This window comes from Streptococcus atopicus (genome assembly GCF_049166725.1).
Taxonomy (GTDB): Bacteria; Bacillota; Bacilli; order Lactobacillales; family Streptococcaceae; genus Streptococcus; species Streptococcus hominis.
In genome coordinates this window covers 23,758-45,293 of the sequence record NZ_JBMHFC010000007.1, presented here as the reverse complement: position 1 = coordinate 45,293, position 21,536 = coordinate 23,758, and the positions used below count along the sequence as shown (strand labels likewise).

The following is a 21,536-nucleotide window of genomic DNA, read 5'->3' as shown; positions in this document are numbered from 1 at the left end:
AACAATATGAGGATGAAGAAAATACTTTGTTCGTTAGTTGCAGGAGCTGCAATTTTATCTTTTGCAGCATGTGGAAATTCAGGTGGTTCAAACAAATCAGATGATTCAGGAAATTCTTCTGGCAAGACAGAGATTACTTGGTGGGCTTTTCCAGTTTTCACGCAAAAAAAGGCCAGCGACGGTGTCGGTACGTATGAAAAAGAAATTATCAAAGCCTTTGAAAAAGCCAATCCAGATATTAAAGTGAAATTAGAAACTATTGACTTCAAATCTGGTCCAGAAAAAATTACAACAGCTATTGAAGCAGGAACAGCGCCAGATGTGCTGTTTGACGCACCAGGACGGATTATTCAATATGGTAAAAATGGTAAATTGGCAGAATTGAACGATCTCTTTACTGATGACTTCGTCAAAGATGTCAACAACGATCAAATCATTCAGGCAAGTAAGGCTGGTGATAAAGCTTACATGTATCCAATTAGTTCTGCTCCGTTTTATATGGCATTTAATAAGAAAATGCTGAAAGAAGCTGGTGTAGAAAACCTTGTAAAAGAAGGTTGGACAACAGCTGATTTTGAAAAAGTGTTGAAAGCCTTAAAGGCTAAAGGGTATACTCCTGGCTCGCTCTTCAGTAATGGTCAAGGTGGTGACCAAGGAACACGTGCCTTTATTGCTAATTTGTATAGTGGTTCTGTTACAGATGATAAAGTGACAAAATATACAACAGACAGTCCAAACTTTGTTAAAGGGCTAAATAAAGCAGTTAGTTGGATTAAAGATGGTTTGATGACAAACGGCTCTCAATTCGATGGTGGAGCAGATATTCAAAACTTTGCAAATGGGCAAACTTCTTATACTGTTCTTTGGGCACCTGCGCAAAAAGGCATCCAAGCTAAACTCTTGAAAGCCAGTGGCGTTGAAGTTGTTGAAGTACCATTCCCGTCAGACAATGGCAAACCAGCTCTGGAATACCTTGTAAACGGTTTTGGTATCTTTAACAATAAAGATAAAAAGAAAGTGGAAGCTGCTAAGAAATTGGTCAAATTTATCGCTGATGATAAAAAGTGGGGGCCACAAAATGTTGTTCGTACAGGTGCCTTCCCAGTCCGTTCCTCATTTGGTAAATTGTACGATGACAAACGAATGGAAACAATCAGCACTTGGACAAAATATTACTCACCATACTACAACACTATTGATGGATTTGCTGAAATGAGAACGCTCTGGTTCCCAATGTTGCAATCTGTTTCAAATGGTGACGAAAAAGTTGAATCTGCTTTGAAGACCTTTACAGAAAAAGCAAATGAAACCATTAAAAAAGCTCAAAAATAAGTAATTGAATTCTCCCCTTTTTCTGTCGTCAGTTATGTATAAATAGGAAAAGGGGAATTTCTATAAAAGGATAAAAGCGGGAAAGAACTCAAAAAGCTTTAAAAGAGTTGGTTTCCCTCTAATCTAAACGAGGTGCTTGATGTGAAAGTAAATAAAATAAGAATGAGAGAAACCTTGGTATCCTATGCCTTTTTGGCACCAGTTCTATTATTCTTTATTGTCTTTGTATTAGCGCCGATGGTGATGGGATTTGTAACGAGTTTCTTTAATTATTCTATGACTTCCTTTTCATTCGTTGGATTGGACAATTACTCACGAATGTTTAAAGATCCAGTCTTTATCAAATCTCTCATCAATACGGTGATTATTGTGATTGGCTCAGTGCCAATTGTTGTGCTGTTTTCTTTGTTTGTAGCGTCACAGACCTATAGTCAAAATGCGATTGCACGCTCTTTCTACCGTTTTGTCTTCTTCCTGCCGGTTGTTACAGGGAGTGTAGCGGTAACCGTTGTATGGAAATGGATTTACGACCCGCTGTCAGGGATTTTGAATTTCGTACTGAAGTCGGGTCATGTTATCAACCAGAATATTTCCTGGCTAGGAGATAAGCATTGGGCTTTAATGGCGATTATTGTGATTTTGCTGACAACTTCTGTCGGACAACCCATTATTCTCTATATTGCTGCTATGGGAAACATTGACAATTCATTGGTGGAGGCTGCGCGTGTTGACGGAGCGACAGAACTGCAAGTTTTCTGGAAGATTAAATGGCCGAGCTTACTTCCGACAACGCTTTATATTGCGATTATTACTACGATTAACTCTTTCCAATGTTTTGCCTTGATTCAGCTATTGACATCTGGAGGTCCGAATTATTCAACCAGTACCTTGATGTATTACCTTTATGAAAAAGCTTTCAAGTTATCTGAATATGGTTATGCCAATACCATGGGGGTATTTTTAGCTGTCATGATTGCTTTGATTAGCTTTGCCCAATTCAAGATTCTTGGAAATGACGTCGAATATTAAAGAAAGGAGAGACAAGATGAAACAGAAAAAAATAAGTGCCTTTACGGTTATTTCAACGATTATTCTATTGGTATTGACCGTTCTCTTTGTTTTCCCTTTCTATTGGATTTTGACCGGAGCCTTTAAGTCTCAACCAGATACGATTGTCATTCCGCCTCAATGGTGGCCTAAGATGCCAACATTAGAAAATTTCCAACAGCTGATGGTGCAAAATCCAGCCCTGCAATGGATGTGGAATAGTGTCTTTATCTCGCTAGCAACCATGTTTTTGGTCTGCATTACCTCTTCTTTAGCAGGTTATGTTTTGGCCAAGAAGCGTTTTTATGGGCAACGTATTCTTTTTGCGACCTTTATCGCTGCCATGGCTTTGCCTAAGCAAGTTGTGTTGGTTCCTCTGGTTCGTATTGTCAATTTTATGGGAATTCACGATACATTGGCTGCGGTTATTTTGCCACTTGTCGGCTGGCCTTTTGGTGTCTTTCTCATGAAGCAATTTAGCGAAAATATCCCAACAGAATTGTTGGAATCTGCTAAGATGGACGGTTGTGGTGAGATTCGTACTTTTTGGAATGTAGCTTTTCCGATTGTGAAACCAGGTTTTGCTGCCCTTGCCATTTTTACCTTTATCAACACATGGAATGACTACTTTATGCAATTGGTCATGCTGACATCGCGTCAGAATCTGACTATTTCACTTGGGGTGGCAACAATGCAAGCTGAAATGGCGACCAACTACGGTTTGATTATGGCTGGTGCTGCTATGGCAGCTGTTCCGATTGTAGCTGTCTTCTTAATATTCCAAAAATCCTTCACGCAAGGTATTACCATGGGAGCTGTGAAAGGATAAGGAGGCCGACCAAATGATTTTCGATGAATTAGAAAATCTCGCCCACTACAAAGGTATCCATGAGAATTTAGATTGCGCCATTGATTATCTCCTGACGCACGATTTAAATAATTGTGAGTTAGGACGGTATGAGATTGACGGAGAAAAAGCATTTCTGTTTGTGCAGGAAAATGAATTGTGTTCTGACACGACAGATGAATGTGAATTTCATCACCATTATCTAGACTTGCATTTGCTTTTAGCAGGGCATGAAATCATTCGATATGGCAACAGGGTAAAAGAAGTGAGAAAACCGTATGATAAAAAGAAGGACATTGGCTTTGTGACTTGTGAGCAATCTCTTCCATTTTATTTGGATAAACAGAATTTTGTTCTATTTTTACCCAATGAGCCGCATCAGCCCAATAGGTTTGCTGCTAAAGGTGATACGGTCAAAAAATGTGTCGTAAAGGTTTTGCTCAACGATTGAAATAACTAACGAGGAGGTAGAGTCATGGAAAAGAGAGGTTCTCAGCTAATACAAAGTATTTTTGATACAGATAATTTCTTTATGAGAATATGTGAGAAAATATTAGATTTGGTGACTGTGAACTTGCTCTTTTTGCTGTCCTGCTTGCCAATTGTTACGATTGGTATTGCAAAGATGAGCTTGTATCAGACTTTGTTTGTCATCAAAGATTCGCGTCGCGTAAAAGTCACAGCAACCTATGTGCAGGCTTTTAGAAAAAACTGGAAAATTGGTTTCAAACTCGGTTTGCTAGAGTTGCTGATTGTAGGTATCAGTCTATTTGACCTCATGCTCTTTTGGCGACAAGAGACGCTACTATTTCAAATGTTAAAAGCAACTTGTATCGGTGTCATCATTTTTACTAGTTTGCTGTTTTTATGTGTCTACCCTTTGGCAGCTAAGTTTGAAATGACGATAAAAGATATGTTGCAAACGGGTCTTATCATGGTGAGTTTGCATTTCCCGTGGTTCTTTTTGATGATAGCCTTATTAGCTGCAATCATCTTTTTCCTCTCTAGTTCAGGATTTGTGTTGCTACTAGGCTTTACTCTTTTTGTATTAGTCGGTTTTGCAGCCTTAGGATTTTTGCAATTGCCCATCATGGAAACTATTTTTAATAAGTACAAACGATAAAATCAATCAAATTGGAGAATAAAATATGAGAGATTTAAAAAAATACGAAGGGGTCATTCCGGCCTTTTATGCCTGCTATGATGACCAAGGTGAGATTAGTCCGGAGCGCGTGCGGGCTTTGGTAGAATATTTCCTCAAAAAAGGAGTTCAGGGCTTGTATGTCAATGGCTCGTCGGGGGAGTGTATCTATCAAAGCGTTGCCGATAGGAAATTGATTTTGGAAGAAGTCATGGCGGTGGCAAAAGGGAAACTAACGATTATTGCCCACGTCGCTTGCAACAACACTAAGGATAGTGTGGAATTGGCACGCCATGCAAAAAGTTTGGGAGTAGATGCTATTGCGGCTATTCCGCCGATTTACTTCCGCTTGCCAGAATACTCGGTTGCCCAATATTGGAACGATATTAGCGCAGCTGCGCCACAAATAGACTTCGTGATTTACAATATTCCGCAGTTGGCAGGTGTAGCTCTGACGCCGAGTCTCTATACAGAAATGCTCAAAAATGAATGCGTGATTGGTGTGAAGAACTCTTCCATGCCTGTCCAAGACATTCAAACCTTTGCAGCACTTGGTGGAGAAGGCCACCTCGTCTTTAATGGTCCAGATGAACAGTTCTTAGGTGGTCGCCTGATGGGAGCAAGAGCAGGTATCGGCGGAACGTATGGAGCAATGCCAGAGCTTTTCTTGAAGCTCAATCAATTGATTGCCGACAAAGAATTGGAAAAAGCAAAAGAACTGCAATTTACCATTAACGCTATTATCGGAAAATTAACAGCTGCTCATGGAAATATGTATTCTGTCATCAAGGAAGTCTTGAAAATCAATGAAAATCTGAATATCGGTTCTGTCCGTTCTCCATTAACACCAGTGACAGACGCGGATCGTCCGATTGTAGAAGAAGCGGCGCGTTTGATTCGGGAAGCAAAAGAAGCATTCCTATAATAGAAAAAGAGGTGGATTATGGGGAAATATATTGCCATTGATATTGGTGGAACAAATATCAAATATAGTCTGATTGATGATACCGACACCTTGCTGGAAGCGCATGAAATCCCAACAGAGGCTCATAAGGGCGGTCCAGAAATTTTACACAAGGTAAAGGGAATTGTAGCACGTTATTTAGAACAAATTCCAGTTGCTGGGGTTTGTATCTCCTCAGCCGGAATGGTCGATCCAGATAAAGGAGAAATCTTTTATGCTGGCCCTCAGATTCCAAATTATGCTGGTACTCAGTTCAAGAAAGTGATAGAAGAAACATTTGCCGTTCCTTGTGAGATTGAAAATGATGTCAATTGTGCTGGTTTGGCGGAAGTTATGTCAGGCAGCGGCAAGGGAGCGAGCATTGCGATTTGTTTGACGATTGGAACGGGTATCGGTGGCTGCTTGCTGGTGGACGGTCAGGTTTTCCACGGTTTTAGTAATTCGGCCTGTGAAGTCGGTTATGTGTATCTGCCAGACGGTGCTTTCCAAGATGTGGCTTCAACGACTGCCTTGGTCAATTATGTAGCAGAGCTTCACGGAGAAGATCCTACTATGTGGAATGGACGCCGCATTTTCAAAGAAGCGACCGAAGGAAATGCACGTTGTATCCAAGGAATCGACCGCATGGTCAACTATTTGGGGCAAGGGATTGCGAATATTTGCTATGTGGCCAATCCAGAAGTGGTGATCTTAGGTGGCGGCATTATGGGTCAAGAGGCCATTCTTCGTCCTCGAATTGAGACTGCTATGAAAGCTTGTCTGGTACCAAGTATTGCTGAAAAAACCAAGCTCGCTTTTGCTCATCATCAAAATGCTGCAGGGATGTTTGGAGCTTATTATCACTTTAAAAATAAACATCATTAACGAAAAGCCTTCTATACTGAAAATGAGCAAATCCTTTGGTGAGGAGATGCTCATTTTTATTTGGTCCCTTATTTGTGTCGCCTGTAATAGCCGTTTAATTTTTGATTTTCCCAAAAGCTGTTGAAGATTTTTTCCTTCTTTTCCCGGTCAATTTCTAGGAAAAAGGCATAAAGAAGGTCAATCATAAGTAGCATAGGAAACTGTGCTGAGATGCGTAAGATATACTCTGGTTTGCTTTGAATGGCAACGGTGATGATTTCAGTAAAGGTTTCTTTGACTTTATTGGGGTGTCCTGTTACTAACACCGTTTTCGCACCCATTGCTTGAGCGTCGATGAGGCTGTTGATGATAGATTGCGTTCCTCCGGACAAAGAAAATCCAATAACCAAGCAATTTTCATCTAGGATACTGGTTGTCCAAGCAAAACCGTCTTGATCTGTCAACGCTTCGCAGACAACACCAAGCCGCATGAAGCGCAGTTTCATATCGCGTGCGACAAGACCAGAGCTTCCCGTCCCAAAGAAATAGACGCGGTCAGCTGCTTCGATGAGATTGGCAACGCGCAGCAGTTTGTCTTCGTCAACCAATTCCTCAGTTTGTTGACGGATTTGAGCATAGTTTCGCAGCACTCTACGAGATAAGTCATTTTGTACTTTCTCGTCCTGTTCCGCGTTTTCTTGCAATTGATGAAGGTATTGAAAATTAAACTCTCTGTAGCCTTTAAATCCGCATTTCTTTGCAAAGCGTGTCAGGGCTGCTTGAGAGATGTAGAGAGCTTGCGCAACTTTTTGAGAAGAGAGATCGTCATAGATGCTAGAAGGGCTCAAAAAGTAGTTGGCAATCCGCTTTTCTAAGTCGGTCATGCTATCAAAGTGGCTTTCAATCGTCGTTAAGATATGCTGCGTATTTTCCATAAGAGGTCACTTTCTTTGCTGGTGATAGTTATAGAACAACTGTTTTAAGAGTATAATTGTATTATAACATTTTTAAGGGGAATTAAGTAGGAGGGAGCTTTTCAGAACAGGTAGTTAGGAAACACGTAAATAAGCAGGAAATATAAACTGATAGAGTGGAAAATGCAATATAAAAAATGTTCATCTACCTAGAAAAGAAATAAAACTCTGTGACGAATGATTTGAAAATGTGTTATAATTTACACAAGAAAGCGTTACACCTATTGTGTCAAAAGGAGGTGCGAGATATGACGAATGCTACTCTTGAGCAAATGCAGGAAATTGAGCAAGCAGCAGATGAAGTGTTGGCGGGCTACAAAAGTCAAATTCATGAATTGCGAGAGCAAGCGGCTAGTAATCTGAAACAGCTAGGGCAATCTTACGACGAAGAGAAAGAGCGATTGGTAACCGAGTTAAAGGAGCGCTCTGAACGAGAGTTAGCTGTCTTAACACAGGATTTAGAGCAAACGAGACAAGAGAACGAAGAAAAAGCCCAAGCGGCTTTGTCAAATAAAAAAGAAGTGCTGCTACAAATGATTGTGGACAGGGTGGTAGAAAAATATGGCCATTAGTCAAATGCAAGAGTTGTCGCTGCTATTGCCAAAAGATTTGTTGGATGATGTTCTCTCCTATTTGCAAAATCTCCAATCGGTTGAAATTCAGGATTTGCAAGCAAAAGAGACTTGGCAGGGAGCTTTTGAGCAAGAGTTGGTGTGGAATCCTGATAAGTCTTTCTCGGAACATCTTCAAACTTTGACTCGGCGACAGGAAAAACTTGCCAATATGATTGAACGTTTGCAGGCGTTTGTGCCAAAGAAGAAATTACTGGAGTCGTTAAAGGAAGCGCCTTTGGAAATAACGTTTGTGGATTTAGAGCAAGCGGGGCAGGCGCGTGATGAAGAAGCTCTTCTTGTCAATATTCAGCAACAATTTCAAGCGTTGGCAAGGGCGCAGGAAGTAAAAGAGATGGCTCAGTCGGAGATGGCAGAGCTAGAAAAATGGGCGAGTTTAGCCGTTACGCCGTCAGCACTTAAGCTTTTTAAACACCTTCGTGCGTTTGTGGGAAGCATTCCAAGCAGTGAGAACAATCAGCTAAATGCTCGATTACGGGACTATCCTAATCTGGAAGTCCAAGAGATTTTCACCAGTACCACAGAAAGTGGAATTCTTGTGCTATGTAAAGTAGAAACAGCTAAGGAAATGCAAGCATTCTTGACAGAGCTTGGTTTCAAACCTTTTGAATATGCTTTTGAAGAATTACCAAAAGAGCGTTTGACATCGTTAAAAGAAACGATAAAGGAGCAAGAAACGGTTATCAGCTCAACGCAAACGCAGCTTGCAGCTTCCAGCAAGGAACTGCAACAGCTCAAACTTCAGTTGGACTATATTTTGAATCTTACTTCTCGCCAAGAAAGCAAGGGAGATCTTGCCAGTACGCAGAATTTGGTTGCTTTAGAAGGCTGGATTGAGCAAGAGCAGATAGAAGATTTGAAAATGGGTCTTGCGCAACAATTTGGTGGGACTGTCTTGCTTCAAATCCATGAAATGGAGGCAGCTGATCGACAGCGAGTCCCGACAAAACTTAAAAATAATGCTCTGATTGAGCCCTTTGAGCTGGTGACAGAGATGTATTCGTTGCCGAAATACGAAGATAAAGATCCAACGCCCGTTGTTTCGGTCTTCTACTTTATCTTTTTTGGCATGATGGCAGCTGATATTGGCTATGGTCTGTTGCTCTTTGGCGGAACGACTTGGGCTTTGAAGACTTTACATGTTAAGCCAAGTCTAGCAAAGAATTTACGCTTTTTTAGAATTTTAGGAATCGGCGTTGCACTCTGGGGAGTGATTTATGGTTCTTTCTTTGGTTTCAAATTGCCTTTTGCGCTCATTGATACCAGCACAGATGTGATCACCATTCTGATTATGTCGGTCGTGATTGGGTTTATTACAGTCATGACAGGGCTGTTTCTCAGTGGCAAAAAGAACATTCGCATGAAGGATTATGCGGCAGCTTATAATTCAGGTTTTGCGTGGATGCTGATTCTCATTGGTCTGGCTTTGCTAGCAGCGGGGCGACTGTTCCCAACTCTTGCTATGGTCGGCTTTATCGGGCAATGGCTGGCTATTGTAAATGCTGTCGGCATTGTATTGGTTTCTATTATCAGTGCTAGGAGTTTGAAAGGTTTGGGTTCTGCACTGTTTAATCTATACAATATCAGCAGCTATGTGGGAGACTTGGTGAGCTTTACGCGACTCATGGCTTTGGGGCTTGCTGGTGCAAGCATTGGCTCAGCCTTTAACTTAATTGTTAGTCTCTTTCCGCCTTTTGCTCGCTTTAGTATTGGGATTGTGCTGTTTCTCGCCCTCCACGGTATCAATATGTTTCTCTCCTTTTTATCAGGCTATGTGCACGGAGCGCGTTTGATTTTTGTTGAATTTTTTGGGAAATTCTACGATGGTGGTGGAAAAGCCTTTAAACCTTTGAAACCAGCAGAGAAATATGTCCGCTACAAAAAATAGCACAGCGAAATTATTTTAACAACTCAGCTAGAAGTTTTATGTCATTGATAAAATAACCAAATAAATAATGTTTACTATTAGAAATGGAGTTTATTCATGCAAGCTTTTTCATCTTATTTTTCAACTTACGGTGGTGCCTTTTTCGCAGCACTCGGTGTGGTTTTTGCGATTTTCCTCAGCGGTATCGGTTCTGCGCGTAATGTCGGTTCAACCGGTCAGGCTGCGGCAGCCCTATTAAAAGAGCAACCTGAGAAATTCGTCAGCGCCTTGATTTTACAGCTTTTGCCGGGTACGCAAGGTCTATATGGCTTTGTTATCGGGATTTTGATTTTCTTTAAAATCCAGCCTGAAATGGCTCTTCAGACAGGTCTAGCCCTCTTTTTTGCCGCACTTCCAATCGGAATTGTCGGTTATTACTCTGCTAAATATCAAGGAAATGTAGCAACCGCTGGTATGCAGATTTTGGCAAAGCGACCTGAAGACGTCATGAAAGGGGTTATCCTTGCTGCCATGGTAGAAACTTATGCTATCCTTGCCTTTGTTGTATCTCTTTTGATGGTTTTGAATGTAAAATGAGACAGGTTCAATGTCTTGAAACAAGATGTCATAGAAGGAGGCAGATATGGAATTTGAATCTCATTTGAGGGATTCGGTTTTGGAGCAAGCGCATGAAAATGGGCGGCAGCTATTAGCCGATGCGAAAGAGTCTATTGAGCGTGAAGCTAAAGAGCAAGAAGCACGGTTGAAACAAGAAAAACTGCAACAGCGTGAGCAAGAAATAAAAGCGATCAATCGTCAGGTACAGCGTGAAGTGCAGCAGCTTGAAAATGAAAAACGTCAGTCTACTTTGGCGACTAAGCAAGGGATTTTGAAAGAATTATTTGCGGGGGCTTATGAGCAAATGGCGGCCTGGTCGATCGAGCAGGAGCAGGCTTTCTTGGAGCAGGTCTTAAAAAAGTATCCGCAAGAAGAGCTTGTTTTGACAGTTGGCTCACGGACATTGGTTAAATATTCGGCTGGACAATTGGAACGATTATTAGAGCACTATCCGCACGTAAGATTGGCTTCCTCTCCTGTGAGTGGAGAAGCAGGTTTTCTCCTTTCGCGAGGCAATATTGACGATAACTACCTCTACCGCAGTTTGGTGGATTCTTTGTGGCAGGAGGAGAGTTATCAGCTTGCTCAGACGATTTTCCAAGATGAAGCAGACTAAGGAGGCGTTCTATGAATGAAAAGACCTTCGCTCAAGTGAATACAGAAATTAGCATTCATGAGAGTAGCTTTTTAAGCTTAGCGCAATACGAGCAGTTGTTGCGGACTTTCACTTCTGAAAGTCGGTCAGCAGCTTTGGAAGGAACGGTTTATAATCTGGATTATGAGCAACTAACAGACTTAAATGCGATTGAGAGGTTTCTCATGAAACATTTGTTTGCAGAGTATGCTTGGGCTTTTGAAGTTAGTTCAGAATCTGCTTTGGTGGAGTTTTTTACGCTCAAATATACCTATCACAATCTTAAGGTGTTGCTTAAGCACAAGGCGACAGGTTTGAATTTAAAGCATCTGTTGATTTCTGTTGGACCTTATCCTTTAGATATTTTGGAGCATTTGGTTGCAACCTTTTCTGCTGAACATTGTCCTAAATTTATGGCGGATGAAATGGCGGCGACTTGGGCGGAATATCAAGATTATCAAGATGTACGCGTTCTGGAAATTGGAATGGATCTGGCTTATTTCAAGCACTTAAAAAGCTTGGAGTCTACATTTGAAGACGAACGGCTCAAGCAACTGGTGGAGTTGACGATTGATTTTTATAATGCAGTAACGGTGCAGCGTGCCATTCGTCACCAAAAACCGCACAGTTTTATGACGCAACTCTTATCAGATGAAGGCTCTTTGACGAGTGCAGAGTGGATTGAGTTGGCAGAAAAAGGGGATTTTGCTAGCTGGTTTTCCAAAGTCAATCCACTAGAATTTGACGCAGAACTAAGCACTTATGAAGAAAAAATGCGTTCGGATAAGTTGACAAATCTTGAACTGGAATATTTAGCAGACTTGGTTCCGTTTAAACTCTTAGAGCAAGGACGATTTGAAACAAGTGGTCCACTTCCATTAGCTCGCTATTTATTGGGAAAAGAGCTAGAAGTGAAAAATCTTCGACTTATTTTGACTGGTTTAACGAACCAGCTTCCAGTAGAGATCATCAAAGAAAGGATGAGACCGATTTATGGCCAGTAAAACTTATAAAATTGGTGTGGTGGGGAATCGCGATGCCATTCTGCCTTTTCGCCTGATTGGTTTTCAGACTTTTCCAGTCACCGAAGCGACCGATGTGGTGAATACTTTACGACGACTGAGCCGAGAAGATTTTGCTATTATTTATTTGACAGAGGATATGGCTGCTGAAATCCCTGAAACGCTGGCTTACTATGATAAGCAGGTGCTGCCAGCGATTATCTTAATTCCGACCCATAAAGGGGTAATGGGATTAGGACAGGGGCGTATTCGCAAGAACGTAGAAAAAGCAGTTGGACAGGATATATTGTGAGGTTTTTATGAAAATGAATGAATTAGGCCAGCTTATTGGAGATACCTTGCCGAATTTCAAGCCGGGAGATTTGCCCAATCTGGAGCGACTAGAAGGACAATATGTTATCGTTGAATGCCTGTCCAAGGACAAACATGGGGTGGATTTGTATGAAGTCTATGGTCCGGATTCTCCTGCTGACATGTGGACTTATCTCTTTCAAAATCCTGTTCAAAGTCAGGAAGAATGGTCGGCCTTGCTAGATCAGATGTTGACAGCTCAGGATCGTTTTTACTATGCCATTGTAGATAAGGAGAGTGGCAAGGCATTGGGCACTTTTGCTCTAATGAGAATTAATCGTGGTAGCCGTGTCATTGAGGTGGGGTCTGTGACCTATTCGCCCCAATTGAAACGAACCAGACTGGCGACAGAAGCCCAATATCTGTTGGCACGCTACGTTTTTGAGGAGCTGGAGTATCGCCGCTACGAGTGGAAATGCGATGCACTCAATCAACCTTCAAGATACGCAGCAGAAAGGCTTGGTTTTATCTACGAAGGCACTTTTCGTCAGGCAGTTGTTTATAAAGGGCGGAACCGAGATACTGACTGGCTAGCCATAATTGACAAGGACTGGCCAGCGGTCAAAACTCGTTTAGAAAAATGGCTAAGCCCAGATAATTTCGATGAAAATGGGCAACAAATAAAAGCTTTATCTGATTTTTAAAATAAGAAGTATCAATTTTTGCTGTAGAGATAGCTAAGAAAGATTTCAAGATCACGGCAAGGATAGAAAATAAGCAAAAATCTCCCAAAGAATGGAGGAAGATTGTGAGTCAAGGAAAGATTATAAAAGTTTCGGGTCCTTTGGTAGTTGCCTCTGGGATGCAGGAAGCGAATATTCAGGATATTTGTCGTGTGGGCAATTTGGGCTTGATTGGGGAAATCATTGAGATGCGTCAAGATGAGGCTTCTATTCAGGTATACGAAGAAACCTCTGGTCTTGGGCCAGGAGAACCAGTAGAAACAACAGGGAGTCCGTTATCGGTTGAGTTGGGACCGGGGCTGATTTCGCAAATGTTTGACGGAATTCAGCGACCTTTGGCACGCTTTCAAACGGTGACGCAGAGTGATTTCCTGGTGCGCGGAGTGCAGTTGCCTCATCTGAATCGAGAGACCAAGTGGGACTTTGTGCCTTGTCTGGAGATTGGAACAGAGGTGACCGCTGGAGATATTCTGGGAACGGTTCAAGAAACCGAGCTGGTAGTGCATCGTATTCTGGTACCAGTTGGTGTTAGTGGTCGGCTGACGGCTATTGAAGCTGGTAGTTTCACGGTCGAGGAAGCAGTCTATGAAGTTGAGCGTGCGGATGGTTCTGTCTTTGTGGGCAGTCTTATGCAGAAATGGCCGGTTCGCCGAGGTCGCCCATTTGCTCAAAAGCTGATTCCAGAGGAGCCTTTGGTGACGGGTCAACGAGTGATTGATACCTTTTTCCCTGTGACCAAGGGCGGTGCGGCTGCTGTTCCAGGTCCTTTCGGTGCGGGAAAGACCGTTGTTCAGCATCAGGTTGCTAAGTTTGCCAATGTGGATATCGTGATTTATGTGGGCTGCGGTGAGCGGGGCAATGAAATGACCGATGTGCTCAATGAATTTCCAGAGCTGATTGATCCAGCAACTGGTCAATCTATCATGCAACGTACCGTTCTGATTGCCAACACGTCCAATATGCCAGTTGCGGCGCGTGAAGCCTCTATCTATACAGGAATTACGATTGCTGAATACTTCCGAGATATGGGGTATTCTGTCGCTATTATGGCAGATTCGACCTCACGTTGGGCAGAAGCTCTGCGGGAAATGTCCGGGCGTTTGGAAGAAATGCCGGGCGACGAAGGCTATCCAGCCTATCTGGGCAGCCGTATTGCTGAATATTACGAACGAGCGGGTCGGGTTAAAACCTTAGGGAGTAACGAGCGTGAGGGAAGCATTACCGCAATCGGCGCTGTTTCCCCTCCGGGTGGAGATATTTCTGAGCCAGTCACGCAAAACACTCTGCGGATTGTCAAAGTTTTCTGGGGCTTGGACGCTCAGTTGGCACAACGTCGCCATTTCCCTGCGATTAACTGGCTTAGTTCTTACTCACTTTATCTAGATGAGGTAGGGCACTATATCGATCAGCATGAGCAGTTGGCTTGGTCGGAAAAAGTAACCAAGGCGATGAATGTTCTTCAAAAAGAGAGTGAGCTACAGGAAATCGTGCGGCTGGTTGGTCTGGATTCTCTGTCTGAAAGGGATCGTCTCACCATGAATACAGCTAAAATGATTCGTGAGGATTACCTGCAGCAGAATGCTTTTGACGAAGTGGATACCTACACTTCTTTTAAAAAACAAGTAGCTTTGCTCACTAATATTTTAACATTTGATGAGGAAGCCAATCGTGCCTTGAATTTAGGTGCCTACTTTACCGAAATCATGAACGGTACTGTGGAGCTGCGAGATCGAATTGCTCGCTCTAAATTTATCCCAGAAGAGCAGCTGGATGCAATTCGGAATTTGGATGCTGCTATTCGAGAAAACTTACATGATATTCTTGCCCAAGGAGGAGCAGACAATGAACGTGATTAAAGAATACCGTACCGTCAGCGAAGTTGTTGGTCCTTTGATGATTGTGGAGCAAGTTGAGGGTGTGCATTTTAATGAGCTGGTGGAAATCCAGCTCCATGATGGAACCAAGCGTCAGGGACAGGTCTTGGAAGTACAGGAAGACAAGGCGATGGTGCAGCTGTTTGAAGGCTCCAGCGGTATCAATCTAGAAAAAGCCAAGGTTCGTTTTACTGGTCGACCGCTTGAATTGCCAGTGTCAGAAGATATGGTAGGACGAATTTTCAACGGTATGGGCAAGCCTATTGACGGGGGGCCTGACATTCTGCCTGAGAAATACATAGATATTGATGGTCAAGCCATCAATCCAGTCGCGCGAGATTATCCCGATGAGTTTATCCAGACGGGGATTTCAGCTATTGATCACCTCAATACCTTAGTTCGAGGACAAAAATTGCCTGTTTTCTCTGGGGCGGGTCTGCCCCATAAGGAATTGGCTGCCCAGATTGCTCGTCAAGCTACGGTGCTCAATTCAGAAGAAAATTTTGCGGTGGTTTTTGCGGCTATGGGGATTACCTTTGAAGAAGCCGAATTTTTCATGAATGATTTGCGAGAGACGGGAGCTATTGATCGCTCTATCCTCTTCATCAACCTAGCCAATGATCCTGCTATTGAGCGGATTGCGACACCGCGGATTGCCCTGACTGCTGCTGAATATTTGGCTTATGAAAAAGACATGCACGTTCTCGTCATCATGACAGACATGACGAACTACTGTGAGGCCTTGCGAGAAGTATCCGCTGCTCGTCGAGAAGTGCCAGGACGCCGAGGCTATCCGGGTTATCTCTATACTAATCTTTCCACTCTTTATGAACGAGCAGGGCGCTTGGTAGGGAAGAAAGGCTCGGTCACACAAATTCCAATTCTTACCATGCCTGAGGATGATATCACTCATCCCATTCCGGATTTGACAGGTTACATCACCGAAGGTCAGATTATCCTGTCGCGTGACCTTTACAATAGTGGTTATCGTCCACCGATTAATGTACTGCCGTCTCTTTCGCGTCTTAAGGATAAGGGCTCTGGCGAGGGAAAGACTCGGGGAGACCATGCAGCAACTATGAATCAGCTCTTTGCAGCTTATGCACAAGGCAAACAAGCCAAAGAATTAGCGGTTGTATTGGGAGAATCCGCCTTATCTGACACCGATAAGCTCTATGTTCAATTTACCGAGCGATTTGAAAAAGAGTACATCAATCAAGGTTTTTATACCAATCGGACGATTGAAGAAAGTCTGGATTTAGGCTGGGAATTGTTGTCTATCTTGCCACGGACGGAGCTTAAGCGGATCAAGGACGACATGATTGATCAATATTTACCAGAAAGCAAGCAGCATATTTAAGGAGGTGAGCCAATGACTCGTTTGAATGTCAAACCAACCCGAATGGAGCTGAACAATCTAAAAGAGCGACTGAAAACAGCTACTCGCGGTCACAAACTCCTCAAGGATAAACGGGATGAACTGATGCGTCGTTTCATTAAGGCTGTTCGCGAGAACAATCACCTCCGCCAAAAAGTTGAATCAGCTCTGGTCGGCCACATGCAGGACTTTGTATTGGCAAAAGCCTTAGAAAGCGACCTCATGGTGGAGGAAATTTTTGCTGTTCCTATGCGAGAAGTCAACCTTCATATCGAACAGGAAAATATCATGAGTGTGCAGGTGCCAAAAATGCATGCTCATATTGATAATCCTTATGGTGATGATGAGGGAGATGTGGTTTATAGCTATGTGGCTTCTAACAGCCAGATGGATGAGACGATTGAGGATATGGGCAACCTATTGCCCGACCTCCTGCGCTTAGCAGAGATTGAAAAGAGCTGCCAGCTGATGGCAGATGAGATTGAAAAGACCCGTCGTAGGGTCAATGGCTTAGAGTATGCAACCATTCCAGATCTCACAGAAACCATTCATTATATCGAAATGAAGCTAGAAGAAGCCGAACGCGCTAGTCTAGTGAGAGTAATGAAGGTGAAAGAAACCACAAAATAATTAAAAAGAGTCTAGCGATAGAAGTTGACGAAATGTTTGATAAACATGTGAAGTCATCTTTGTTTGCCCGACTTTTTTTGTTCAGTTCAGCAAAAAGTAAAAGCGTTAAAAACTGCATTTACAACTTTTGATTCATATGCTCATGAGAAATATATAGAATAAGGAGATTTGGATAGATTATCTCAATTTAGTAAAGATAAACAGCTATTCCCTCTCACTTTTTCCATAAAAATGCGAGAATTTTCTGATAAATCATGTTATAATAGAACAGACTACACGAAAGGGACAAAAATTCATGACTTTAGTTTATCAATCAACGCGTGACGCAAACAATACGGTAACAGCCAGTCAGGCTATTTTGCAGGGGTTAGCAACGGATGGCGGTCTCTTTACGCCAATTTCTTATCCGCAACTAGAGCTGGATTTTGCCAAACTCAAAGACGCTTCCTATCAGGAAGTTGCAAAATTGATTTTATCTGCTTTTTTAGATGATTTTACAGATCAAGAGCTGGATAACTGCATTAACAATGCCTATGACAGCAAGTTTGACACGCCAGAGATTGCTCCTCTGGTGAAACTGAATGGGCAATACAATTTGGAACTATTCCATGGTTCCACTATTGCTTTCAAGGATATGGCCTTGTCTATTCTCCCGCATTTGATGACAACAGCAGCGAAAAAGCATGGTCTGGAAAATAAAATTGTCATTTTGACGGCGACTTCTGGTGATACCGGAAAAGCAGCTATGGCAGGCTTTGCCGATGTGCCAGGAACGGAAATCATCGTCTTTTACCCTAAAGACGGTGTCAGCAAGGTTCAGGAGCTGCAAATGACCACTCAGACGGGGGACAATACTCATGTGGTGGCTATTGAGGGCAATTTTGATGATGCCCAGACCAATGTTAAACGTATGTTTAATGACGCGGCTCTTCGTGAGCGGCTAGCAGTGCACAAGTTGCAATTTTCTTCTGCCAACTCCATGAATATCGGGCGCTTGGTGCCACAGATTGTTTATTATGTCTATGCTTATGCACAGCTGGTTAAGACTGGTCAGATCGTAGCTGGTGATAAAATTAATTTCACAGTTCCGACGGGTAATTTTGGTAACATCTTGGCAGCCTACTATGCTAAACAAATTGGTCTTCCGGTCGGCAAGTTGATTTGTGCTTCTAATGAAAATAATGTCCTAACGGATTTCTTTAAGACACATGTTTATGACAAAAAGCGTAGCTTTAAGGTAACGTCTAGTCCGTCTATGGATATTTTAGTTTCTTCAAACTTAGAGCGCTTGATTTTCCACCTGTTAGGAAATAATGCAGAAAAGACAGCAGATTTGATGAAATCTCTCAATCAGCATGGTCAGTATGAGTTGACTGATTTTGACCCAGACATTTTAGAACTCTTTGCTGCAGAATATGCCACCGAAGCTGAAACAGCAGCTGAAATCAAACGAGTTTATGAAGCGTCTAACTATATTGAAGATCCGCACACAGCAGTCGCCTCAGCTGTTTATCAAAAATACCGGACAGCTACAGGTGATAAGACTACGACTGTCGTTGCTTCAACCGCCAGTCCTTATAAATTCCCAGTAGTGGCAGTCGAAGCTGTGACTGGGCAGACAGGTCTGAGTGATTTTGAAGCTTTAGTAAAACTCCATGAGATTTCAGGAGTTGCAGTGCCTTCTGCAGTTACTAACCTAGAAACCGTACAAGTTCGCCATAAAACGACTGTTGCCGCTGACCAGATGCAGGCAGCAGTAGAGAGTTATCTAGGGCTTTAATTAAAGGTATTATCAACGCTCAGCTGGTCAGCCAACTGGGTGTTTTTATTTTGCAAAAGTATCTATGTGGTTAAGATGTTGTAAGCTTGGTGCAGAAAAGTGTATAATCAATCTTAGGAGTTTTTAATAGATGACCAATTACAAAAAGATTTTAAACATCGCTTTACCAGCTATGGCAGAAAATTTTTTGCAAATGTTAATGGGAGTGGTGGATTCGTATTTAGTAGCGAGTCTCGGTCTCGTGGCTATTTCAGGGGTTTCCGTTGCGGGCAATATCATCAGCATTTACCAAGCCATTTTTATTGCGCTGGGAGTAGCGGTGTCTAGTCTCATTTCTAAAAGTTTGGGAGAAGGAGATCGAGACAATCTAGCTTATCATACTAGCGAAGCCATTAAGCTTACCATGCTTGTGAGTATGTTTCTGGGGTTTCTCTCTCTTGTTTTTGGACGCCGGATATTAGCTTGGCTAGGAACGGAGCCTGCCGTCGCCAATGCAGGTGGTCTTTATCTAGCTTTAATCGGGGGAATGATTCTCCTTTTGGGTCTGATGACTACGCTAGGCTCCTTGATTCGAGCAACTAGCAACCCTCGCATGCCTATGTATGTCAGTTTTTTGAGCAATCTGCTCAATGTCCTTTTTTCCAGTCTTGCGATTTTTATTTTTCACATGGGAATTGTTGGGGTGGCGCTGGGCACCATTTTAGCCCGTCTGGTAGGCGTTTTGATTTTATGGAAAGAATTATCTCTGCCTCTAGTACCTTGGAGTTGGAGGTTGGATTGGGACTTGTTGCGTTTATCTCTGCCAGCTGCTGGAGAGCGGCTGATGATGCGGGCTGGGGACGTGGTGATTATTGCTATTATCGTTAAGTTCGGGACAGATACTGTTGCGGGAAATGCTATTGGAGAGGTTCTGACACAGTTCAACTATATGCCGGGCTTTGGAGTCGCTACCGCAACGGTTATGTTGGTGGCTCACGCGGTGGGACAGGTAGATTTTCAGACAGTTAGGAAGCTGACGAAGCGGACCTACTGGCTATCTCTAGGGCTCATGTTACCGGTGGCTTTACTTATTTTTGCGCTGGGTCAACCACTAACACATCTTTATACAAAGGACAGCAGCGCTGTGACAGCTAGCTTGTCGGTCATTCTTTTTTCACTTTTGGGTGTGCCTATGACAGCAGGAACAGTCATTTACACAGCTGTTTGGCAAGGATTGGGAAATGCCAAGTTGCCTTTTTATGCTACGACTGTTGGTATGTGGCTGATTCGCATTGTGGCGGGCTACTTTCTGGGAGTAACTCTGGACTTGGGCTTGCCCGGAGTTTGGAGCGCCACTCTTTTGGACAATGGCTTTCGCTGGATCTTTTTACAAATCATCTATCAACGGAAAATGAGGAAAATAACATGACAAAAGCTTTTATTTGGGATTTGGACGGAACCTTGCTGGACTCTTATGATGCGATTTTGGCAGGGCTTGAGGAAACCTATATGTACTATGGCTTAGATTTTGACAGACCAGCTATCCATGCTTATATCTTGCAGCATTCTGTTCAGAAACTACTGGAAAAAGTTGCAGCAGAAAAAGGTTTAGATGCTGAAGAGATGAACTGTTTTCGAGGTCAAAGTTTGCAAGAGAAAAATGCTCACATTCAGCTCATGGATGGTGCTAAGACTATTCTTGCTTGGGCGCAGGAAGTAGATATTCAGCAGTTTGTCTATACTCATAAAGGGAAAAATGCTTATCAAATTTTAGCTGATTTAGAGATTTTGGATTATTTCACAGAAATTGTGACTACTGCAAATGGATTCGCAAGAAAACCTGACCCAGAAGGGGTGAACTATCTCGTAGAGAAATACCAGCTGGATAAGACAAGCACTTACTATATCGGCGATCGGACGTTGGATGTAGATGTTGCCTTTAACAGCGGTATTCAATCAATCAATTTCTGCGATGACCGACCAAACATTAATCACGAAATCAACCATTTACTAGAGATTAAACAGATAATCTGTTAAAGGGGAGCAAAATATTTGCTTTTCTTTTTTTGATAGTCTATAATTGATTTATCAATAATTGACTAGTCAATTAAAGCCAGGAAGGAGAATATATGGTTGCCATTCATCACCTGCTATATCAATTGCATTTAACTGATCAAGCTATCACGCAACTCTTTGAGCAAAAATTAGAAATTAGCTTAACGCGGTACGAGATACTGGATTTTTTATTGGACAATGCTCCATGCAGTCAAGTTGCTGTGCAAGAGGTCTTAAAAATCGATCCTGCGGCTTTAACTCGGCATTTCAAACTTTTAGAAGAGCGCGGTTATGTTCAACGGAGCCGCAATTCCAAAAATCAACGAGAAGTCCTAGTGGATGTCACGAATGTTGCAAAAGAGCAGCTTCTGTACGAGCCACAGAACCATCATGTAGATGTCAAAAAGCAAATGGAAAAAGTCCTCTCAGCTGATGAACAAAAAACGCTGAGCGCCCTTTTAGAAAAACTTGTATCTGGCTTAGATCAGATTACCGTGGAAAAACATTAGAAAGAAGAAATGTATGTCACTCATTACTACTATATTAGCTACACTTGTCGCACTGGAACACCTCTATATCTTTTATCTAGAAAGTATCGCTACCCAATCAGACAGCACCAGCCGAGTCTTTAACATGACAAAGGAAGAATTATTTCGCCCGTCCGTCACTTCCTTGTTTAAAAATCAAGGGATTTACAATGCCTTTTTAGCTCTTTTCCTACTATATGGCTTGTATATTTCACATAATTTAGAAATTGTGACCGTTTTTGTTTTGTTTGTTATCGGGGTTGCAGCGTATGGTGCAGCCACAGCTAACAAGAAAATTATCTTGACCCAAGGGGGTCCTGCGATTTTAGCTATTCTAAGCATTTTATTGTTTAAATAG

At 42.4% G+C, this 21,536-nt stretch carries 23 protein-coding genes; 22 read left to right on the top strand and 1 reads right to left on the bottom strand.

Annotated elements, in window-relative coordinates:
• Positions 1-6: 6 nt before the first annotated feature.
• The 7 genes from ACOMA9_RS05955 to ACOMA9_RS05925 all read left to right on the top strand — a co-directional run bounded on the left by ACOMA9_RS05955 (position 7) and on the right by ACOMA9_RS05925 (position 6,195).
• Positions 7-1,332: an ABC transporter substrate-binding protein gene (locus tag ACOMA9_RS05955; protein ID WP_330945186.1), complete on the top strand. Its 1,326-nt coding sequence runs from the start codon at positions 7-9 to the stop codon at positions 1,330-1,332.
• Between the two features lie 141 nt (positions 1,333-1,473).
• Positions 1,474-2,361 carry a carbohydrate ABC transporter permease gene (locus tag ACOMA9_RS05950; RefSeq protein WP_021001175.1) on the top strand — a complete coding sequence of 296 codons (888 nt, stop codon included), beginning with the start codon at positions 1,474-1,476 and terminating at the stop codon, positions 2,359-2,361.
• Between the two features lie 16 nt (positions 2,362-2,377).
• The gene (locus tag ACOMA9_RS05945; protein ID WP_330945185.1) at positions 2,378-3,208 is read left to right on the top strand and encodes a carbohydrate ABC transporter permease; all 831 of its coding nucleotides are present in this window, start codon (positions 2,378-2,380) and stop codon (positions 3,206-3,208) included.
• A 13-nt stretch (positions 3,209-3,221) separates the two neighbouring features.
• Positions 3,222-3,677: a NanQ anomerase/TabA/YiaL family protein gene (locus tag ACOMA9_RS05940; protein ID WP_421424896.1), complete on the top strand. Its 456-nt coding sequence runs from the start codon at positions 3,222-3,224 to the stop codon at positions 3,675-3,677.
• A gap of 24 nt (positions 3,678-3,701) precedes the next feature.
• A complete protein-coding gene (locus tag ACOMA9_RS05935) occupies positions 3,702-4,349 on the top strand; it encodes a YesL family protein (protein WP_421424894.1) in 648 nt (215 codons plus the stop codon).
• Positions 4,350-4,374: 25 nt separating this feature from the next.
• Complete coding sequence (locus ACOMA9_RS05930) at positions 4,375-5,292, top strand: dihydrodipicolinate synthase family protein (protein WP_330945183.1); 918 nt, start codon at positions 4,375-4,377, stop codon at positions 5,290-5,292.
• Between the two features lie 18 nt (positions 5,293-5,310).
• Positions 5,311-6,195, top strand: coding sequence for an ROK family protein (locus tag ACOMA9_RS05925; RefSeq protein WP_330945182.1), 885 nt, complete (start codon positions 5,311-5,313; stop codon positions 6,193-6,195).
• 68 nt (positions 6,196-6,263) lie between these two features.
• Here ACOMA9_RS05925 and ACOMA9_RS05920 read toward each other — a convergent pair whose 3' ends face one another.
• On the bottom strand, positions 6,264-7,109 hold the full coding sequence (locus tag ACOMA9_RS05920; protein WP_003028566.1) for a MurR/RpiR family transcriptional regulator: 846 nt from the start codon (positions 7,107-7,109) through the stop codon (positions 6,264-6,266).
• A 287-nt stretch (positions 7,110-7,396) separates the two neighbouring features.
• On the opposite strand from ACOMA9_RS05920, the gene ACOMA9_RS05915 reads away from it, so the two are divergent.
• The 15 genes from ACOMA9_RS05915 (at position 7,397) to ACOMA9_RS05845 (ending at position 21,536) form a co-directional block, all read left to right on the top strand.
• Complete coding sequence (locus ACOMA9_RS05915) at positions 7,397-7,720, top strand: hypothetical protein (RefSeq protein WP_330945181.1); 324 nt, start codon at positions 7,397-7,399, stop codon at positions 7,718-7,720.
• Entirely contained in the window at positions 7,710-9,668 is a 1,959-nt protein-coding gene (locus ACOMA9_RS05910) for a V-type ATP synthase subunit I (protein WP_421424892.1), read from the top strand. Before ACOMA9_RS05915 ends, ACOMA9_RS05910 begins: the two co-directional genes overlap by 11 nt.
• A 96-nt stretch (positions 9,669-9,764) precedes the next feature.
• Complete coding sequence (locus ACOMA9_RS05905; protein ID WP_003027244.1) at positions 9,765-10,244, top strand: V-type ATP synthase subunit K; 480 nt, start codon at positions 9,765-9,767, stop codon at positions 10,242-10,244.
• Positions 10,245-10,290: 46 nt separating this feature from the next.
• Entirely contained in the window at positions 10,291-10,881 is a 591-nt protein-coding gene (locus ACOMA9_RS05900) for a hypothetical protein (protein ID WP_330945179.1), read from the top strand.
• An 11-nt stretch (positions 10,882-10,892) separates the two neighbouring features.
• A complete protein-coding gene (locus ACOMA9_RS05895; protein ID WP_330945178.1) occupies positions 10,893-11,903 on the top strand; it encodes a V-type ATPase subunit in 1,011 nt (336 codons plus the stop codon).
• Positions 11,893-12,213 (top strand): V-type ATP synthase subunit F, encoded by a 321-nt coding sequence (locus tag ACOMA9_RS05890; protein ID WP_330945177.1) that lies wholly within the window; start codon positions 11,893-11,895, stop codon positions 12,211-12,213. The genes ACOMA9_RS05895 and ACOMA9_RS05890 overlap by 11 nt, the downstream gene beginning before the upstream one ends.
• 7 nt (positions 12,214-12,220) lie before the next feature.
• Complete coding sequence (locus tag ACOMA9_RS05885; protein WP_330945176.1) at positions 12,221-12,916, top strand: GNAT family N-acetyltransferase; 696 nt, start codon at positions 12,221-12,223, stop codon at positions 12,914-12,916.
• A 104-nt stretch (positions 12,917-13,020) separates the two neighbouring features.
• Positions 13,021-14,811: a V-type ATP synthase subunit A gene (locus ACOMA9_RS05880; RefSeq protein ID WP_421424889.1), complete on the top strand. Its 1,791-nt coding sequence runs from the start codon at positions 13,021-13,023 to the stop codon at positions 14,809-14,811.
• A complete protein-coding gene (locus ACOMA9_RS05875; protein WP_330945174.1) occupies positions 14,798-16,189 on the top strand; it encodes a V-type ATP synthase subunit B in 1,392 nt (463 codons plus the stop codon). Before ACOMA9_RS05880 ends, ACOMA9_RS05875 begins: the two co-directional genes overlap by 14 nt.
• Before the next feature lie 12 nt (positions 16,190-16,201).
• On the top strand, positions 16,202-16,837 hold the full coding sequence (locus ACOMA9_RS05870; RefSeq protein ID WP_330945173.1) for a V-type ATP synthase subunit D: 636 nt from the start codon (positions 16,202-16,204) through the stop codon (positions 16,835-16,837).
• Positions 16,838-17,132: 295 nt separating this feature from the next.
• Complete coding sequence (thrC, locus tag ACOMA9_RS05865) at positions 17,133-18,617, top strand: threonine synthase (RefSeq protein ID WP_247906675.1); 1,485 nt, start codon at positions 17,133-17,135, stop codon at positions 18,615-18,617.
• Positions 18,618-18,747: 130 nt separating this feature from the next.
• Entirely contained in the window at positions 18,748-20,025 is a 1,278-nt protein-coding gene (locus ACOMA9_RS05860) for an MATE family efflux transporter (RefSeq protein ID WP_421424886.1), read from the top strand.
• Positions 20,022-20,633 (top strand): HAD-IA family hydrolase, encoded by a 612-nt coding sequence (locus tag ACOMA9_RS05855; RefSeq protein WP_421424884.1) that lies wholly within the window; start codon positions 20,022-20,024, stop codon positions 20,631-20,633. The genes ACOMA9_RS05860 and ACOMA9_RS05855 overlap by 4 nt, the downstream gene beginning before the upstream one ends.
• A 92-nt stretch (positions 20,634-20,725) precedes the next feature.
• Positions 20,726-21,160 (top strand): MarR family winged helix-turn-helix transcriptional regulator, encoded by a 435-nt coding sequence (locus ACOMA9_RS05850; RefSeq protein WP_421424883.1) that lies wholly within the window; start codon positions 20,726-20,728, stop codon positions 21,158-21,160.
• A 13-nt stretch (positions 21,161-21,173) separates the two neighbouring features.
• The gene (locus tag ACOMA9_RS05845; RefSeq protein ID WP_106083359.1) at positions 21,174-21,536 is read left to right on the top strand and encodes a DUF1304 domain-containing protein; all 363 of its coding nucleotides are present in this window, start codon (positions 21,174-21,176) and stop codon (positions 21,534-21,536) included.